Annotated in this window: 16 protein-coding genes; all 16 read right to left on the reverse strand. The window is 49.8% G+C overall.

The features are described from left to right. Nucleotides 1–26: 26 nt before the first annotated feature. The 16 genes from AC1RVX_RS05300 to AC1RVX_RS05375 all read right to left on the reverse strand — a co-directional run bounded on the left by AC1RVX_RS05300 (nt 27) and on the right by AC1RVX_RS05375 (nt 17,422). Nucleotides 27–578, reverse strand: a complete 552-nt coding sequence (locus AC1RVX_RS05300) for a class I SAM-dependent methyltransferase (RefSeq protein WP_493215526.1) — start codon at nt 576–578, stop codon at nt 27–29. Nucleotides 579–596: 18 nt separating this feature from the next. Next, nucleotides 597–1,256 carry a site-2 protease family protein gene (locus AC1RVX_RS05305; protein WP_493215527.1) on the reverse strand — a complete coding sequence of 220 codons (660 nt, stop codon included), beginning with the start codon at nt 1,254–1,256 and terminating at the stop codon, nt 597–599. A gap of 51 nt (nt 1,257–1,307) precedes the next feature. Further along, nucleotides 1,308–1,931: an L-threonylcarbamoyladenylate synthase gene (locus tag AC1RVX_RS05310; RefSeq protein WP_493215528.1), complete on the reverse strand. Its 624-nt coding sequence runs from the start codon at nt 1,929–1,931 to the stop codon at nt 1,308–1,310. 53 nt (nt 1,932–1,984) lie between these two features. Beyond that, entirely contained in the window at nt 1,985–2,860 is an 876-nt protein-coding gene (gene htpX / locus AC1RVX_RS05315; RefSeq protein WP_493215529.1) for a protease HtpX, read from the reverse strand. Nucleotides 2,861–2,928: 68 nt separating this feature from the next. Then, on the reverse strand, nt 2,929–3,777 hold the full coding sequence (locus AC1RVX_RS05320) for a 3',5'-nucleoside bisphosphate phosphatase (protein WP_493215530.1): 849 nt from the start codon (nt 3,775–3,777) through the stop codon (nt 2,929–2,931). Nucleotides 3,778–3,916: 139 nt separating this feature from the next. Then, nucleotides 3,917–6,190, reverse strand: a complete 2,274-nt coding sequence (locus AC1RVX_RS05325) for a TonB-dependent receptor plug domain-containing protein (RefSeq protein WP_493215531.1) — start codon at nt 6,188–6,190, stop codon at nt 3,917–3,919. Nucleotides 6,191–6,533: 343 nt separating this feature from the next. Then, nucleotides 6,534–7,829 (reverse strand): ABC transporter permease, encoded by a 1,296-nt coding sequence (locus AC1RVX_RS05330; RefSeq protein ID WP_493215532.1) that lies wholly within the window; start codon nt 7,827–7,829, stop codon nt 6,534–6,536. A gap of 84 nt (nt 7,830–7,913) precedes the next feature. Continuing rightward, nucleotides 7,914–8,861 carry an ABC transporter ATP-binding protein gene (locus AC1RVX_RS05335; protein ID WP_493215533.1) on the reverse strand — a complete coding sequence of 316 codons (948 nt, stop codon included), beginning with the start codon at nt 8,859–8,861 and terminating at the stop codon, nt 7,914–7,916. Nucleotides 8,862–9,049: 188 nt separating this feature from the next. Beyond that, nucleotides 9,050–10,567, reverse strand: coding sequence for an amidophosphoribosyltransferase (gene purF / locus AC1RVX_RS05340; RefSeq protein ID WP_493215534.1), 1,518 nt, complete (start codon nt 10,565–10,567; stop codon nt 9,050–9,052). Nucleotides 10,568–10,589: 22 nt separating this feature from the next. Beyond that, nucleotides 10,590–11,078 carry a CvpA family protein gene (locus tag AC1RVX_RS05345; protein WP_493215535.1) on the reverse strand — a complete coding sequence of 163 codons (489 nt, stop codon included), beginning with the start codon at nt 11,076–11,078 and terminating at the stop codon, nt 10,590–10,592. Between the two features lie 12 nt (nt 11,079–11,090). After that, nucleotides 11,091–12,140 carry an SPOR domain-containing protein gene (locus tag AC1RVX_RS05350; protein WP_493215536.1) on the reverse strand — a complete coding sequence of 350 codons (1,050 nt, stop codon included), beginning with the start codon at nt 12,138–12,140 and terminating at the stop codon, nt 11,091–11,093. Nucleotides 12,141–12,202: 62 nt separating this feature from the next. After that, nucleotides 12,203–13,492 carry a bifunctional tetrahydrofolate synthase/dihydrofolate synthase gene (folC, locus tag AC1RVX_RS05355; RefSeq protein ID WP_493215537.1) on the reverse strand — a complete coding sequence of 430 codons (1,290 nt, stop codon included), beginning with the start codon at nt 13,490–13,492 and terminating at the stop codon, nt 12,203–12,205. Between the two features lie 57 nt (nt 13,493–13,549). Continuing rightward, a complete protein-coding gene (gene accD, locus AC1RVX_RS05360; RefSeq protein WP_493215538.1) occupies nt 13,550–14,425 on the reverse strand; it encodes an acetyl-CoA carboxylase, carboxyltransferase subunit beta in 876 nt (291 codons plus the stop codon). Nucleotides 14,426–14,510: 85 nt separating this feature from the next. Then, nucleotides 14,511–15,308 (reverse strand): tryptophan synthase subunit alpha, encoded by a 798-nt coding sequence (gene trpA / locus AC1RVX_RS05365; protein WP_493215539.1) that lies wholly within the window; start codon nt 15,306–15,308, stop codon nt 14,511–14,513. A 119-nt stretch (nt 15,309–15,427) separates the two neighbouring features. Beyond that, complete coding sequence (gene trpB / locus AC1RVX_RS05370; protein ID WP_493215540.1) at nt 15,428–16,696, reverse strand: tryptophan synthase subunit beta; 1,269 nt, start codon at nt 16,694–16,696, stop codon at nt 15,428–15,430. 60 nt (nt 16,697–16,756) lie between these two features. Further along, nucleotides 16,757–17,422, reverse strand: a complete 666-nt coding sequence (locus tag AC1RVX_RS05375) for a phosphoribosylanthranilate isomerase (protein WP_493215541.1) — start codon at nt 17,420–17,422, stop codon at nt 16,757–16,759. Between the last annotated feature and the right edge of the window lie 150 nt (nt 17,423–17,572).

Consider the following 17,572-nt stretch of genomic DNA (forward strand, 5'->3'; position numbering starts at 1 on the left):
AGCCTTTAAACTTGTAGGAGAATGTTTCAAAGCCTGTCCAAACCCTTGGTTTTTCCAGTTTTTCTGGCACAAATACGTTGGATCATTGCTGGTTTTGGCTGTTCAACATAACCCTCTTCATAGGCAATCACATGCATTGCCACCTGGGGATTAGACTGGATTTGCTCAAGAAGTTCGCCTTGCTGTAATAAAAAGGCCCGATTTGACGGTTTGCCAAACTGTTCGTTACCAACAGCAAAGGTTTCATAGATCAACACGCCGCCCGGGGCAAGACTGCCCAGTATGGCAGGGAACAGGGGTCTGTGCAGGTAATTACAGACCACGATGGCCTCAAAAGCGTTTTCTACAAATGGCCAGTTATCGTGTTCAACTTCCACTTCCAGATCATGCAGCATGGTACGAGCACCAGCCGTCTCCAGCATGACGAAACTTTGACCATCCCTGTCGAGCGCCAGTACCTCATAGTTTTTTTCAAGCAGGAACAGACTGTTCCTGCCACCGCCGCAAGCCAGATCCAGCACCAATCCGGCAGGCAACAAGGCAATATGTCTTTGCAACCAGGCAGAAGGCAGATTCATGATGCAGTCCCAGCTCACTTAACCCAATAACAGGAGGACAGGCGTAATCAGTATCCGCAAGATGATATTGCCCCCCACCATCAAGGGTAACATCCAGTATTGCAGCAAATGCAGCAAAGCCAGGCCCATCACAATGAAAAAGCAATACGGCTCCACTTTGGCAAATTTATACGCCATTTGATGCGGCAATAAGCTCAACAAAATCTGCCCCCCTGCCAGCGGTGGAATAGGAATCAGGTGAAAGGCAAACATGGCCAGGTTGGTCTGCACACCGGCCTGTGCCATTTGCAAAAAGAAAGGCTCTTCTACCTTCATGGCCTGCAAAATCACCAACAGTAACAACCAGGCAAAGCCCATGGCAAAGTTTGCCGCTGGGCCAGACAGGGCGATCCACTTCAGGTTTTTCTTGGGGTCGCGCAATTGCCCATAATTGATGGGCATGGGCTTGGCATAACCGAACAGGAAGGCCCCGCCGGTCGCCAGATATAGCACCACAGGAATGACAATGGTACCCAGGGGATCAATGTGCACCATAGGGTTGAAACTCAGGCGCCCTTGCGCCTGTGCCGTGGTATCGCCAAAGTGACGTGCCGTATATCCACGCGCAGCCTCATACAGGGTGATGGCAAAAATCACAGGCAAGGCGTAAGTCAATACGGTTTGTATAAGTTCATTCATGAATAAGCTCTAAGATGTCACTGGCAAACAAAAAGGGAGGAAAAACAGGTATTACAGACCAAACAGGGCCACATCTCCCCTTCCCTGGCGCACCAGTTCAGGAGAATCTGCCGTCATATCGACCACGGTAGTCGGTACCAGACTGCAGGCACCGCCATCGATCACCAGGTCAATCAGCTTTTGCAGGCGCTCGCGTATCAACTCGGGATCGGTCAAAGGTTCTGCTTCATCCGGCAAAATCAGGGTCGTTCCCAGCAAAGGTTGTTTTAATTCTTCCAGCAAGGCATGGGTAATACTGTTTTCCGGCACCCGCAAACCTATGGTCTTGCGTGAAGGATGGCTGAGGCGGCGCGGCACTTCCTTGGTCGCTTCCAGGATAAAGGTATACGGTCCTGGCGTCGCTGCCTTCAGCAAACGGTATTGGCGATTGTCGACTTTGGCATATTGGGCGATTTCAGACAAATCACGGCACAACAAGGTCAGATGATGTTTTTCATCAACATTGCGGATCTTGCGCAGACGCGTTACCGCATCCTTGTCATCCAGATGGCAAACCAATGCGTAGCAGGAATCCGTAGGCAAGGCCACGATGCCGCCATTGTCGATAATCTGCACTGCCTGCTTAATCAGCCTCAGTTGAGGATTGTCTGGGTGAATTTGAAAAAATTGGCTCATAAAAATAAGAAAGGCGGTAGCTGTGCTACCGCCACTAACATTCATTCAATCAATCAGCGCATGCTCTGCAATGCAGCGATACGCTGTTCTAATGGTGGATGCGTAGAAAACAATGCACCCCAGCCCGGTTTATCACTAATACCAGATGCCGCCATTGACTTTGGCAATTCGCCCGGGGCCATACCACCCAGTCTGGCCAAAGCATGAATCATGGGCTGGCGATTACCCAGCAACTGGGCTGAACCGGCATCCGCACGAAATTCGCGCTGCCGCGAAAACCAGGCAACGATCATCGATGCCGCTATACCAAACAGGATTTCACACACGAAAACGGTGACCACATAACCGATGCCCGGGCGATCATCATCCCCATTGCGAAATACCGCCTTGTCAATCGCATAGCCTACCACTCTGGCGAGGAAAACGACAAAGGTATTCACTACACCCTGTATCAAGGTCATGGTAACCATATCACCGTTGGCAATATGCGAGACTTCATGACCCAGCACGGCTTCGACCTCTTCCTTGCTCATGCCTTCCAGCAAACCCGTGGAAACGGCAACCAGAGCAGAGTTCTTGAAAGCTCCAGTGGCAAAAGCATTTGCTTCGCCATTGTATACCGCTACTTCCGGCATACCGATACCAGCCCTTTCAGATAAAGCTTTGACAGTATTCAGCAACCACAGTTCAGTCGAATTTGAAGGTGCGTCTATTACCCTGGCCCCCGTAGACCATTTTGCCATGGGCTTGCTGATCAGAAGGGAAAAAATGGCACCTGTGAACCCAACCACCAGGGAAAACGCCATCAGCGTTGTCAGTTGCAGGCCATTCGCCGTCAAAAACCGGTTGATGCCCAGCAGGGACAACACGACAGACATGACGGCCATTACCGCCAGATTAGTCAGTAAAAACAGCACAATACGCTTCATGACTCACCTCACTCAGGAAACTGCATAATTCATGTCCTGCAAATAAGGCCAATCCAGGTAAATTCAAGTCACGACCATTTTTCCCAGACCGGTTTTGCCATTGCTGGCAAGACGGGCAAGCGTCCAATATCGATTTCCGCATCTTGTGGTGAGTGGAAATCCGACCCGCGCGAAGACATGAACCCGTATTGCGCAGCAATCTTCGTGTATTCATCATACTGATCGACAGTATGACTACCAGTGACAGTTTCAATTGCCAAACCACCAAGGTTTTTGAATTCTGTAAAGAAAGCATCAAATGCCAGCGGGGTCAGGTCATAACGCCCTGGATGGGCAACGACTGCCACACCACCGGCGCTGCGTATCCAGCCCACTGCCTCACCCAATGTGGCCCAGCGATGCGGCACGTATCCGGGCTTGCCTTCGGCAAGATAATGTTTGAATACGTCCGATACGGTAGCACATGCACCTATTTCAACCAGATAACGGGCAAAATGTGAGCGCGAAATCAGGTCGGGGTTGCCGACGTATTTCAGTGCTCCCTCATAGGCGTTCAAAATACCGGCCCGACTGGCAAGTTCTGCTGCCATGTCGCGTGCCCGGCTCTCACGGCCTGAACGGGTTTTTGCTAGTCCATCAACCAGATACTGATTGGTTTCATCAATATTCAGGCCAACGATATGGATAGTCTTACCGGCCCAGGTAACAGAAATCTCGACGCCAGGAATATAAAGCATGCCCAGATCACGCGCTGCTTCACGTGCTTCAGGGATTCCTCCGACTTCATCATGATCAGTCAGGGCCCACATATCCACCCCGTTGGATTTGGCGCGTGCTGCAAGTTGTGCAGGTGCCAACACTCCATCGGAAACGATGGAATGACTATGCAGATCGGCGTTTAGCTCTGAAAATAACATGATGAACAAAAGAGAAACATTGCAGACAAGCCTGCGAACAGGCTCAACCAGACCCAAACACGAGTCTCGGTGGTTATTGTACTCCCGCAATGGTGATCGTGCTGCACTGCACGATCACTCGTTCTTTTCGTTTACTTCTTTATATCTTCATCTCTACACGCAATGTCCATGTGGTGTAGGTGCGTGCCGTCGTGTAATCCGCATGGTTGATGCCGCCAGTGGTAACGACGGTACCACTCAGGTAATCATTGGCCCGGAGATTATTTGCAGACAGACGCACTTGCAGATTGGGATTGAATTTCCATAAACCATACAAATCCATCTGGCGCTTGATGCCGGTGCTGGTAACCTGGGTATCGCTGTTTTGTATCACGTACGCCGGTGTCCAGTTGATGTTGCCGCCTACGGTCAGAGGTATTTTGGACGGACGATAATCAAGACCAAAATTGGCAGTCTGGGACGGTTGCTGATCAAGACGATTATTTGGCCCTGGAATATCATCAACTCTTGACCAGAAATGGCTGTAATTGCTGCGCACATCAATTGCCGGACCGTCAGGGAAGAATTCCTGCAACTGGAATTTGGCTTCCAACTCTATGCCACGTGTGTTGGCATGGCCAATATTGATAGGTGATGATACCCAACGCTGGCCGGTACTGGTATCAGTTAGTACAGTGCGACGGCGTATCAGATCATTAATATCACGTATGAAAAAATTAGCACTAAGAATACCGGCACGTGTCAGATAATGCTCATAGGCGATATCCAGGCCTTTTGACCGTTCCGGCTTTAGGGAAGGATTACCGGTACGGTCAGGGCGGGTAGGTCCGTTCAGATTTGAAATACTGGGCAAGGCAATCAGGTCATTCAGTGCAGGTGCGCGATAACTGCTGGTCAGGCTTGCCCGGATTTGGTCCTTGCTATCCGGAATACGCCAAACCCCATGCAACAAGGGACTCCAGACACTGCTGGTGTTTTCCACCGCCCCCTTGGATGATGTGCTGCTGGTCCTGATTCCTTCCCAGCGCAGACCGGCATATGCAGCAAATTGTGGATTGATATCAAATTCATCCTGCGCAAACACCGCCAGACGGCGAGTACTGGCATCCAGGTTGTCACCTGAATCAGCAAACTGTGGCAGACCATTATCCAGTGAGACCCGGGTCTGAGAACGCTGCCCTGCTTCCAGATCCCAACCGGCTGCCAGTGTATGCCCTTCACCAAAAGGCTTGGTGTATTTACCACCGGTATTGATGCTGCTGTCGCGGGTATTGTTGACGTCACTGATGATATCTATCTGATTGCCCGCCTTGTCGAACTGATAGCGCAGCGATGAGTTATCCATTTTGCCAAGACCACCACCAAACTTGATATTCAATTTGGCATTGTCATCAAACTTATGCTGCCAGTTACCAAAGCCACGCAAGAACGTGGTTTCTGCATGCGCGCCAAAAGTGGCAAAAGCATAGGGCGTTGGTGCCACCAGGGTAGGTGAACGATATAACTGATCCACTTCACTCTGATTACTCGAATCACTGCGTGAGAGCATCAAAAACGGCTGCACCATCAAGGTATCACCATTATCAAAACGATAGTTGAAGCGCGGCGTCAAATGTATGCCTGTGGTCTTGCGATTAGTCTGATCGGCCTGATTTTGTATTAAGGCATCTGTCCCATCAACACCTTTTTCATTAGTGAAGGTCGTGCTTTCGTCATGTTGACGATTCTGGAATATCGAGCCACTCAGGGCATAGGACAAATTGCCGATTTCACCCGGCACAGTTAAAGACACATTTGGTGCAACCCGTCCCTGTTCAAATCCCATCGACACTTTAAGATCGGTATTTTTTTGCTTGTATTCTTCACGCAGCACAATATTGATGGTACCGGCAATCGCCTGGGTACTGTATTCCGCCACGGGGCCGCGCATGATTTCTATGCGTTCTACCTGGTCTGGCGTCAGGCTATCCATGGAGAATCCCCGCGGCGCACGTTCACCATTGATCAGTATCTGGGTATACCCGTTACCCATGCCACGCATACGAATATCACCACCACGTCCTGGCCGGCCACCAATTGTTACGCCAGGCAATCTTTTCAAGACTTCACCCAGATTGCTGTCGCCATTGCGATCCAACTCTTCGCGGCCAAAAATCATCTTGGCAGCGGTAGATTGACGACGCTCCTCCAGATCGGTGCGGCCACCGTTGATGGTTACTTTTTGAACATTATCCTTATTGGCAGCATCTGTTTTTTTTACCGCGGCCTTTTCTTTGGTCTTCGCGTTTGGATTGGATTCTTCTGTATTTTTTTGTGGTTCTGGCTGCGTTGATTGCGAGTAGGCAAAAGGTGCAATAGAAAAAACACCTGCAATCGCCAGCGTTAAACTACTTAATTTAAATTTGGGATACATAAGTTTCAAACATATAAAAATAACGTGCTGCCATGGCACAAGGAATTTTGTACTCTGGGCAGATTGTATTTTCAAGCAAGGCCGAATACCAGCAACGACCAAGCATTTATTGTATTGAATTGAAACAGATGGACGATCCCCGTTACTTTGCGATACCTGCAAGCAAACCATTTATGTGTCAGAGAATTTCCCCACAAACCGGATAGCCAATGAACATGCGATACGTGCAGAGCGAGATCGCTCAATTACAGTGAAAACCCAGAGCCTGGCAGGGCAACTCCAGGCAATGGCTCAAGCTGATTTTTGCAAAATTAAATTCAATCAAATATTTGATTAAATTTAATCAGACTTTGCGAAAACGCCACAAAGCCAGCGAACCGAATAGCAGTGTAAAAATCAATTGCACCCCAATCGCTGGCAAAGCAGCGTCAAAACCCAGTCCACGCCAGGTCATGGCATCCAGGCCATCCACCGCCCAGCGGGTTGGCACGATCAAGGTCAGGCTCTGCAACCATTGCGGAAACATGAAAGATGGCATCCAGGCACCACTTAACATCACCATGATCAAGGTCGCAAAGACTGAAATGCCGCGTGCGGCTTCTGGTGTTTTACCAAAAGCCGCGATCAACAAACCAAAGCTGGCTGTCATCAGGGAAAATGAAATCGCGACACCAAAAAAACCTGGCAAGCTGCCAGCGATATGCACCTTGAACACAACGACGGCCACACCAAAAATAAAACTGATGAGAAAAAAAGCAATCAATGCACATGACAGCGCACGCGCAATCAACAGCGTATTGAGACCAACAGGTGCAGCCAGCAGGCGACTCCACAAACCCAGCCGCCTTGCCAGCAAAACACCTATACCTGCATCAATTGCCATGAACAAAATAAACTGTACGCTCATACCGGCAAATGAATGTGCATAACCATTGTATTTGCTGGTAACGGCGTCACCAGCAATCATGGCTTCATCTTTGGTCTCAAAAGGCATACTTAAACCACCGGCCGCAGCACCATCCTTGGCAGCTACAGCAACACCTAACTGACTTGATTGAAACTTCTTGAGACTGCCCAGAAAGTCATGCAATTCTGCTCTGTCCGGATTGTCCTGACTGCTTTTTTCCAATTTCTGCAAACTGTCATCAATGAAGGCAGTTCCTGTTTTGCCATTGAACATTTCAGCACTGACGTTTTGCATGACTTGCTGCGTCAACATACCCTTGACCATGGCAAGTACGGCATTCTGCGATGGATCATAAAACACGGGAATTTCTGGTCTGGTCTTGGCACCAAACAAGGCACCACCGGCATTTTCTCCAAATTTTTCAGGCAACACGATGGCGACATTGATCTTGCCTTTGAGCACCATTGCCTTTGCTTCATCCAGCGACATTTCCTTTACCAGCAAAGATGATTCCTCCTTCAAACCTTTCACTATTTTTTGGCTAATCGGATGATTGTCCAGCACGACCAATGCCACTTCTATCTTAGCCGCATCTTTTGAACCACCGCCACCGGTGATAAAGCCAAAGAAAGCGCCAAGCAGTATGGGCATCAGCAAATTCAGCAACAAGGCACGGCGATCAGACATAAACAGGATCAGATCTTTCCTGATCAATGCGAGCAAGGCAGTCATGTTTGTTCCTTAGAAAATCGCTTGAAAATTGGATTTGAAATTTGAATTGAAATAAATCTTTTACCGACAAGGCAAGGCTGCTTATCAGTCACGCAGACTGCGGCCAGTCAGGGTTAAAAACACGTCTTCCAGATTGGTTTTAGCTGTAGCAAAATGCGCAGTCTTATGACCCTGCCTGGCAAGCCAGTCCAGCAAGGCCAACGCCACGTCATGCTCTGTCATGGTTACATCAAGACGCTTGCCCTGGTCAGTCAATTGCACGCTATTCACACCATTCAAAACACTGAGAGCTGCCACATCCGTCTCATTCATTTCCCGGATCAAATCCACAGACAGAGCCGCTTTGGCTGGCAGACGCCGATACAGATCAGCCGGGGTTTCATTGGCGATGAGTTTGCCATGGTCAATAATGACAATGTGGTCAGCCAGCCTTTCCACTTCTTCCATATAGTGACTGGTGTAAATCAGGGTTCGCCCCTGGCTTTTCAGCACTTCCAGACTGTCAAAGATGGCGTTCCGGCTTTGCGGATCAACACCGACGGTGGGCTCATCCAAAATTAGCAATTCGGGATCATGCAATAAGGCTGCAGCAATATTCAAACGCCTTTTCATGCCGCCAGAAAAAGTGGATGGTTTGTCGGCAGCGCGATCAGAAAGATTGACCAGTTCCAGCACGGCATCACAACGCTGCTGCAACTTGCTGCCCGACAGATCATATAGCGCACCAAACAGCTTCAGATTTTCTCTTGCTGGCAAGTCTTCGTACAAGGCCAGATCCTGTGGCACCAGACCTATCTTGTATTTGACAGCATTCTTACCCGGCCCCATGGCTTGTCCATCAAGCAGCACACTACCCTGTTCCGGTTGCAACAAACCACAAATCATGCTGACAGTTGTCGATTTTCCTGCACCATTAGGGCCAAGCAAACCCAGGGTCTGGCCACGTGCAATGGAAAAAGAAATATCATCAACAACCTTGCGCGTACCAAATGTCTTACTCAGGTTACGCACGTCCAGCAAAGGTGTGGTCATGGCAGATGTCCTTGAAGTAGGAAAAAAATTGTTTCAGCAATGGTAATTCATTCAATGCTTTTTCAGCAAGCATGAAACAAAACTGTGGCGTGTCGGCACAGCCCCCCCCCAACCATCAAGCAAAAATCCAGACGTAAAAAAACCTGCCCGTTTGCAAACGGGCAGGTTTTTTTGGCTTAAGTACGACCTTAGTCGGTAGTAGCCAGGTTCAGATTCAACTGTGAACGCAACAAATCTTCAGGTTCTGCACGCGGGTTATTGCGTGCGGCTTCTAGCTTGTCCAGATAACCGGCTGTCACATCACCAGTGATGTAGAAACCATCAAAACAGGATGCTTCGATATTTTTCAGCACTGGGTTCACATCAGAGATGGAACGCTTCATGGCAGCAACATCCTGATACACCAGGGCATCAGCAGTGATTTCACGGCAGACTTCTTCTTCGCTGCGACCATAGGCAATCAATTCACTGCGGGTAGGCATATCGATACCATACACATTAGGAAATTGCACTGGCGGCGCTGCTGAAGCAAAAATCACGCGCTTGGCACCAGATTCACGCGCCATTTGCACAATCTCGCGACTGGTTGTTCCACGGACGATGGAATCATCGACCAGCAACACGCTCTTGCCCTTGAATTCGGAACCGATGGCATTCAGTTTCTGACGTACCGATTTACGGCGTACGGCCTGACCAGGCATCATGAAAGTACGGCCGATGTAACGGTTTTTGATAAAGCCTTCGCGATAATCAAGATTCAGTTTTAGTGCCAGCTCCATCGCTGAAGGACGGGAAGAATCAGGGATAGGCATGACCACATCAATTTCGCCATCACGGAACTGGTTACGCACTTTCTCCGCCAGGTATTCACCCATTTTCAAACGTGTCAGGTAAACCGATGCGCCATCGATGATGGAATCAGGACGAGCCAGATAAACATATTCAAATGCGCAAGGATTCAGGCTAGGGTTATCAGCACATTGCTGAGTGTGCAATTTGCCATCCATGTCGATAAACAGGGCCTCGCCCGGCTCAACGTCACGCAGGAACTTGAAGCCCAGACCTTCGAGGGCAACAGATTCGCTGGCGATCATGTATTCAGCACCACTGTCGGTTTGCGAAACACCAATACACAGAGGACGGATACCAAAAGGATCACGGAAAGCCAGCAAGCCATAGCCAGAGATTTGTGCAACTACTGCATAAGAGCCACGCACGCGCCTGTGCAGCATGGAGACGGCACGGAACAAACCTTCAGGGTCCAGCGAATAACCGCTGGTCACCTCCTGAATCTGATGCGCCAGGATATTCAGCAAGACTTCAGAGTCAGAATCAGTATTCAAATGACGACGGTCATTCTTGAACAACTCGATCTTCAGCTCTACGGCATTGGTCAGATTGCCATTGTGCGCCAGTACAATACCAAACGGTGCATTCACATAAAACGGTTGCGCTTCTTCTTCACTGGTGGAGCCAGCAGTAGGATAACGCACCTGGCCGATACCAACGTTACCCGGCAGAGACCGCATATTGCGCGTACGGAAAACGTCACGCACCAGACCGTTGGCTTTATGCATGGCGAATTTATTGCCATGATTGGTTGCGATACCTGCAGCATCCTGACCGCGATGCTGCAGCAACAGCAAGGCGTCATAAATCAATTGGTTGACGGGATTATTTGAGAATACGCCTACGATGCCACACATGGTGGACTCCTAAAAAAAACAATTAAAACTTTACGTGCCCGGATATAGATTCGGGCAATAGCGGAAGAATGGCACGAGCAGACGCTTCTGCTATCGGGCTGAGCACAGCCCCGGTCCAAAATGGCTGCTTGGGAATGGATGTCATTCCGCATACCAGTACTGCCGCCAACACCAGCACACATCCGCGTGCCAAGCCAAACAATCCACCGAGGCCGCGATCTGCCAGCGTCAAACCACTAGCCTTGATCACGGCATCAAACGCCATGATGATCAGCGCCATAATCAGTCGCACACCGATGAACAGGGCAATGAAAGCCACAATCAGGCGCAATATCTGTCCTGGCACGGCATCTGGCAACCAGCCAGCCAGCGTTTCACTGAAGGCATTCGCCACGACAAAAGCGACCACCCAGCTCACCAGCGATAAAATTTCCTTGATCAATCCGCGCAGAGTACTAATGACAACAGAACAAACCAGCACCAGTATCACGACATAATCAAACAGGGTCATTGCACATCCGGCCTAGTTCGTTGGTATGCTGGCATTGATGCCCAGCTTGCTCAATTTGGCACGCATTTTATCTGCCTCTTCTTTCGAAGCAAAAGGACCTACCCGTATTCTTGTCACTTCACCATTGGTAGTCACTATCTTTTGCGTATAGGACTTGATATCAGCGGCTTTCAGTCTGGCTTGCAATTCATCCACCTTGGCCTGGGTAGAGAACGCACCTGCTTGCACAGTAAACGATGACTTGGCTGCAGCTTCTGCCGGCTTACTGACTGTTGGCTTGGGCGGTGTCTTTCCCTCCAGGATGGCGAGAGCACGTGCGGCGTCATCGTCAGCGCCACCTGGTTTGGCAACGACTGGCTTGCTATCTGGCTTAGTTTCAGGCTTGACTGGCTTGGCTTCTGTTTTCACTTCAGCTTTTGCAACTGTCTGCTCTTTTTCCGCAGGTTTTGTCGTAGCGGTGACAGATTTAACCTCAGTTTTTGGCTCAGGTTTTGTTTCTGTTTTGGCAGCAGGTTTGTTATCAGCTTTAAGTTCTGGCTTTACTTCAGGTTTCAGTTCTGGCTTGGCCGGTTTCATCGCAGCAGCCGGAGGGGGCACCAGGATATTTGCTGCCGGATTGGCATTGTTTAAATTGTTCGCTGTTTTGTTCTTGGGCAAAGGTGCAGGTTCAATAATTTCTTCTACTGGCTCATTGACGGCAAGATTCTTGGACCTCGGTGTTACCACTTCAGATGATGCCGCTGCATTGCCATCAAAAGCTTTGTCTTTTGAAGGAATACGGATATTTACATCGTCAGCCAGCGGTTTAGGGTCAGAATCTAGAATCATAGGCAAACCAATGATGGCTGCCAATGCCAGAGCAACCGCCCCTATCAGGCGCTGTCTTGCGCGCTTTTTTTCTGGCAGGATAGGGTCATCTGTCTTTGTCTTGCGCTTGGACTCATTCTTTTTAGTGCGCGAACGTGTCTGAATGCTCTCTTCTTCGGCGCGAGAGCGGAATTCGCCACTATCCTGAGGTTCGGAAGTTTCCTGCTTCTGTGTAAAACGCGAGAGCAAACCCATGTGCAAATTTCTGGTTGGTTAGCAAACCGGTCAGGAATATCCAGACCAGCCCGCAAAAAACATCAATGGAGCGCTGAACGACGGGCGCGCATCACACCTGCTACCGTCAGGAAGGATCCAAAGACCACTATTCTATCATTTTCGCCTGCTTTACTGATGGCGTCCGCATATGCCTGCTCTGGCGTATCAAAACTGGTGACCGTTTTTTCAGGATCAGCCAATACTCCTGCAGCAATCAACTTGTCTTTCAATACATCAACTGGGGCCGCTCGCGGCAAAGGCAAGGTGGTGATGCACCAGTGATCCACTTTATCTTTCAATTTTGCAATTACACCGTCAATATCCTTATCCAGCATGGAGCCGAATACAGCATAGGTATAGGCATGAAAACCCATATTGTCCAGATTTTGTGCCAGCGTCGCCGCCGCATGCGGATTATGCGCCACATCCAGCACCACTGTCGGGCGGCCCGGCATAACCTGGAAACGACCAGGCAAATCCACCATCACCAGACCGGTACGCACTTCCTGCGCGCCGACCGGTAACTCAAGCTTCAATACCTCCAAGGCAGCCAGTACGGCAGATGCATTCAAGAGCTGGTTGGCACCGCGCAGACTGGGGTAGCCGAGTGAATTACGGCGCTGGCTGCGTCCGGCAAAATTCCATTGCTGCTGGTCACCGTTGTAGTTGAAATCACGGCCAAACAGCCACAAATCAGCGCCTATGGCTTGCGCATGATCAATCAGCGACTGTGGCGGCAAAGGGTCACCACAAATAGCTGCCTTACCAGGACGGAAGATACCGGCTTTTTCAAAACCGATTTTTTCGCGGGTATCACCCAGATAATCAATATGATCGATATCGATACTGGTAACGATGGACACATCAGCATCGATGACATTGACAGCATCCAGGCGACCGCCCAGACCGACTTCGAGGATCACCACATCGAGTTTGGCATCGGCCAGCAATTTGCAGATTGCCAAAGTGGTAAATTCAAAATACGTCAGTGAAATATCGCCACGCGCTTCTTCAACCGCGTTGAAGGTGGTGATGAAAACATCATCCTTGACCATTTCGCCATTGATGCGTGCGCGTTCATTAAAATCCAGGAAATGTGGCTTGCTGTACAAACCCACGCGGTAACCAGCCTGCATCAACACTGCTTCCAGCATAGCGCAGGTAGAGCCTTTGCCATTCGTACCTGCAACCATGATGACGGGGCAATCGTAATGAATTCCCAGCTTGTTTTTGACCGCAGCAACGCGGTCCAGACCCATATCGATTTCTTTGGAATGGCGAGTTTCAAGTACGGCCAACCAGGCAGCCAAGGTGGCAGGTAAGTTTGTCATAGGATAAAAAAAGCCCGAACAAAAATTGCTTCGGGCTTATTGGATATTCAATATAAATCAGGAGGAAACTGCTTCAGCGGGCTGGTTTTGCAACAAAGCCAGCAAACGCGCAATCTCTTCACGCATCTTGCGACGATCGACAATCATATCTATCGCGCCTTTTTGCAGCAAAAATTCGGAACGCTGAAAGCCTTCCGGCAATTTTTCACGCACAGTGTTTTCAATCACGCGTGGACCGGCAAAACCGATCAGAGCCTTGGGCTCAGCAATCACCACGTCACCCAGGAAGGCAAAAGAAGCAGACACGCCACCCATAGTAGGGTCGGTCAGTACCGAGATGAAAGGTAATTTCTTTTCTGACAATTTGGTCAGCATGGCCGTGGTTTTTGCCATCTGCATCAGGGAAAGCAAGCCCTCTTGCATACGTGCGCCACCCGTTGCAGTGAAGCATAGGAAAGGCACTTTCTGCTCCAGCGCTGCCTGGGCACCACGGACAAAACGCTCACCCACCACAGAACCCATGGAACCGCCCATGAACTCAAATTCAAAACAGGCTGCAACGACAGGCACCGCCATGATGGAACCGCCCATGACAACCATGGCATCCGTTTCACCCGTGGTTTCCAGCGCGTCTTTCAGACGATCCGGGTATTTCTTGCTGTCTTTGAACTTCAGTGTATCGATAGGCAAGACTTCCTGACCGATTTCATAACGACCACCTGCATCCAGCAAGGCATCCAGACGTTCACGTGCACCTATGCGCAGATGATGGCTACACTTGGGGCAAACATGGATATTGGCTTCCAGATCAGAACGGTAGAGCACCGCTTCGCAAGACGGGCATTTGACCCACAAACCTTCAGGAATCGATTTGCGATTTGCAGATTCCGAGCGTTGTATGCGCGGTGGCAACAGTTTTTCTAACCAACTCATGTTTTCTCCTTATGTCCGCCAGGCTGTCTTTTTAACAACCCAGCATCAGGTTCATTCTGGTAAAAGAACCAGTCAGGCGCGTATTTTACTCGTCCAAAGCCTGTCTGACACCAGAAATAAAGCTTTTCACTGCCGCAACAGCATTTTCACGCGGGGTATTTTCCAGTTCCTGGATGATGCGCGAGCCTATCACCACTGCATCTGATACCGTGGAAATGGCTCTGGCCGTGGCCCCGTCACGTATGCCAAAGCCCACGCCCACCGGCACAGTAACATGCTTCTTGATACGCGGAATCATGGCGGCAACCGCATCCAGATCCAATGCGCCAGAGCCTGTAACCCCCTTCAGAGACACATAATACACATAACCACTGGCAATTTTGCCAACTTGCGCAATACGCTCATCAGTCGATGTCGGTGCCAGCAAGAAAATGGTATCCATACCCTGTTGCTGCATTTTTCTTGCAAATTCTTCACATTCTTCCGGCGGATAATCCACTACCAACACGCCATCCACCCCAACTTCGGCGGCCTTGGCAATGAATGTATCTTCACCCATACGCTCTATGGGATTGGCATACCCCATCAGTACAACCGGTGTCTTTTGATTACTTTGCCGGAATTCGCGGACGAATTGTAATACATCCCGCAAGCCAACTCCAAATTGCAGCGCTCTTTCAGAAGCACGCTGAATGACAGGGCCATCCGCCATAGGGTCAGAAAACGGTACGCCCAGCTCGATAATGTCGGCCCCACCTTCAACCAGGGCATGCATCAAAGGCACAGTCAAATCCGGTGCAGGATCACCAGCGGTAATGAAAGGGATTAAACCTTTTTTATTGCTGGCTGCCAAAGCAGCCATGGTGTTTTGAATTCTTGACATGTTGTCGGTCCTCTATTTGATGCCTCATCTGCATAGCATGCTGACATCAATCTCAATTCTTGATAGGGAAAACATACAGGCATCTCTGCCTGTATGTCTGTGTTGACTGCAATGGTGGATTAGAACTTCAGCCCGGCACGCTCGGCCACAGTATGCATGTCCTTGTCACCACGGCCAGAAAGATTTGCCAGGACAATTTTGTCCTTGGACAAAGTCGCTGCCAGCTTGGCTGCATACGCCAGGGCATGGCTGGATTCCAGCGCCGGGATGATGCCTTCAATACGACAGCAATCATGAAAAGCCTTAAGTGCCTCATCATCGGTAATGGTCACATATTGTGCACGACCACTTTCTTTCAACCAGGCATGTTCTGGCCCCACACCAGGGTAATCGAGGCCGGCCGAAACAGAATGGGTTTCGATGACCTGACCATTTTCATCCTGCAGCAAATAGGTGCGGTTGCCATGCAAGACACCAGGTGAACCTGCGGTCAGCGAAGCAGAATGCTTGCCACTTTCCAGTCCCTCTCCTGCAGCTTCCACACCGATGAGCTTCACTTGTTTGTGATCAATGTACGGGTAAAAAATACCCATCGCATTTGAGCCACCGCCAACGCAAGCCACCACATAATCTGGCTGACGTCCGGTTTGCTCAGGCATCTGCCACAAGCATTCTTCACCGATGACAGACTGAAAATCCCTGACCATCATGGGGTAAGGATGTGGGCCAGCCACTGTACCTATGATGTAAAAAGTATTATCCACATTCGCAACCCAATCCCGCATGGCTTCATTCAGCGCATCTTTCAGGGTTTTGGAACCGGATTCCACCGGCACCACGGTTGCACCCAGCAACTTCATGCGATACACGTTTTGCGCCTGACGCTTGACGTCTTCCGAACCCATGTAGACCACGCATTCCAGACCGAAACGGGCGCAGATAGTAGCAGTCGCCACACCATGCTGACCGGCCCCCGTCTCAGCGATGACACGCGGCTTACCCATGCGCTTGGCCAGCAAAGCCTGGCCGATGACATTATTGATCTTGTGGGCACCAGTATGATTCAAGTCTTCACGCTTGAAATAGATTTGTGCACCACCCATCAAATCAGACCAGCGCTTGGCATGGTACACAGGTGATGGACGACCGACAAAATACTTCAATTCATTGCGAAACTCAGCTAAAAACTCAGGATCATGCTGATATTTGGCATAGGCTTCTTTGAGCTCTGTCAGCGCATGGGTCAGGGTTTCGGACACAAAAGTGCCACCAAACTGGCCAAAATGACCACGTGCATCGGGTAAATGGTAGCCGGCTGACTGATAAATTGCCTGATTGGCGATAGGTTGGTGCTCGAACTGAGCATCCAAAGGCTGGAGTTCTTTCATTTTCGTTCCTTCATACTGGCTTGAAAACGATGTTCCGGGGATATACCCGAAGTAACATCGTTATTCCTGATTGTCTGCCAGGCGCACTGCAGCTATAAATGCACGTACGCTGGCTTCATCCTTGATACCCTTTGCTGCTTCCACACCACTGCTGATGTCGACCGCAAACGGGCGAACCTGACTAACTGCGCCAGTCGCGTTCTGTACGCTCAAGCCACCACTTAAAACGACCCGAGGCGCGAGCTCTTTTGGAATGAGAGACCAATCAAAAACCTTTCCACTACCGCCATACCCATCAACATGGGTATCAAGCAATAAACCACTGAATAAAGGACTAGCCTTACGATAAGACTGCTCACATTCTAGCAAATCCTTTGCACTTGTGTCAGGTTTGACGCGATAAGCACGAATAAAAGGACGATTCACACTGGCCGCGAGGCTGGCACATTGCTCATGGGTTTCATCGCCATGAAATTGCAGTAACTGCACAGGCGCTTGCCGTATGACCGCTTGCAAGCCTGCCTCATCAATATTAACGAACAGGCCGACCGACATCACGAATGGTGGAATTTCCCGCAACAGCGCCCCAGCTGCTTCAGCCGTGACAAAGCGTGGGCTGGGTGGATAAAACACGAACCCCAAGGCGTCAGCGCCAGCCGCCACGACAAATCGCACGTCTTCTGCCCGGGTTAAACCGCAAATTTTGATTCTGGTTTTAAAATGCATTGAACTACCTTTAAACTTTGAGGAAGCTTACACCGTTTCAATAACTTTACCTTGATCCCGGGTGTGCGGACATATCTTTTTGGCAAAGCCCGAAAATAAAAATCGGTGACATCAAGAAGCAAACACTTCTTGATATCACCGATTTCTCTG

The sequence above is a fragment of the Undibacterium sp. GW821-FHT11B02 genome, assembly GCF_058808955.1.